Raw genomic sequence first — 1677 nt, forward strand, 5'->3', positions numbered from 1 at the left:
GGAAGTACATCAGCCAACGTTTTATTTTATGAGCTAATCACTCACTCTTTATCGGAGAGTTTGATCCTGGCTCAGGACGAACGCTGGCGGCGTGCCTAATACATGCAAGTCGAGCGGACAGATGGGAGCTTGCTCCCTGAAGTCAGCGGCGGACGGGTGAGTAACACGTGGGCAACCTGCCTGTAAGACTGGGATAACTTCGGGAAACCGGAGCTAATACCGGATAATCCTTTTCCTCACATGGGGGAAAGCTGAAAGACGGTTTCGGCTGTCACTTACAGATGGGCCCGCGGCGCATTAGCTAGTTGGTGAGGTAACGGCTCACCAAGGCCACGATGCGTAGCCGACCTGAGAGGGTGATCGGCCACACTGGGACTGAGACACGGCCCAGACTCCTACGGGAGGCAGCAGTAGGGAATCTTCCGCAATGGACGAAAGTCTGACGGAGCAACGCCGCGTGAGCGAAGAAGGCCTTCGGGTCGTAAAGCTCTGTTGTCAGGGAAGAACAAGTGCCGGAGTAACTGCCGGCACCTTGACGGTACCTGGCCAGAAAGCCACGGCTAACTACGTGCCAGCAGCCGCGGTAATACGTAGGTGGCAAGCGTTGTCCGGAATTATTGGGCGTAAAGCGCGCGCAGGCGGTCCTTTAAGTCTGATGTGAAAGCCCACGGCTCAACCGTGGAGGGTCATTGGAAACTGGGGGACTTGAGTGCAGAAGAGGAGAGCGGAATTCCACGTGTAGCGGTGAAATGCGTAGAGATGTGGAGGAACACCAGTGGCGAAGGCGGCTCTCTGGTCTGTAACTGACGCTGAGGCGCGAAAGCGTGGGGAGCGAACAGGATTAGATACCCTGGTAGTCCACGCCGTAAACGATGAGTGCTAAGTGTTAGGGGGTTTCCGCCCCTTAGTGCTGCAGCTAACGCATTAAGCACTCCGCCTGGGGAGTACGGCCGCAAGGCTGAAACTCAAAGGAATTGACGGGGGCCCGCACAAGCGGTGGAGCATGTGGTTTAATTCGAAGCAACGCGAAGAACCTTACCAGGTCTTGACATCCTCTGACAATCCTGGAGACAGGACGTTCCCCTTCGGGGGACAGAGTGACAGGTGGTGCATGGTTGTCGTCAGCTCGTGTCGTGAGATGTTGGGTTAAGTCCCGCAACGAGCGCAACCCTTGATCTTAGTTGCCAGCATTCAGTTGGGCACTCTAAGGTGACTGCCGGTGACAAACCGGAGGAAGGTGGGGATGACGTCAAATCATCATGCCCCTTATGACCTGGGCTACACACGTGCTACAATGGATAGAACAAAGGGCAGCGAAGCCGCGAGGTGAAGCCAATCCCATAAATCTATTCTCAGTTCGGATTGCAGGCTGCAACTCGCCTGCATGAAGCCGGAATCGCTAGTAATCGCGGATCAGCATGCCGCGGTGAATACGTTCCCGGGCCTTGTACACACCGCCCGTCACACCACGAGAGTTTGTAACACCCGAAGTCGGTGGGGTAACCTTTTGGAGCCAGCCGCCTAAGGTGGGACAGATGATTGGGGTGAAGTCGTAACAAGGTAGCCGTATCGGAAGGTGCGGCTGGATCACCTCCTTTCTAAGGATATAGCCTTAAGGGCTATCGGAATGCGGACCTTATGGTCCGTACGTTGACCGCTTGTTTGTTTAGTTTTGAG

1 rRNA gene is annotated in these 1677 nt (G+C 55.3%); it reads left to right on the plus strand.

Features of this window, described 5'->3' with window-relative positions:
- Positions 1-48: 48 nt before the first annotated feature.
- Positions 49-1598 (plus strand): 16S ribosomal RNA (locus D1970_RS12560).
- Positions 1599-1677: the final 79 nt, after the last annotated feature.

Source organism: Mesobacillus zeae, assembly GCF_003570705.1.
In the GTDB taxonomy this organism is placed as follows: Bacteria; Bacillota; Bacilli; order Bacillales; family Cytobacillaceae; genus Mesobacillus_C; species Mesobacillus_C zeae.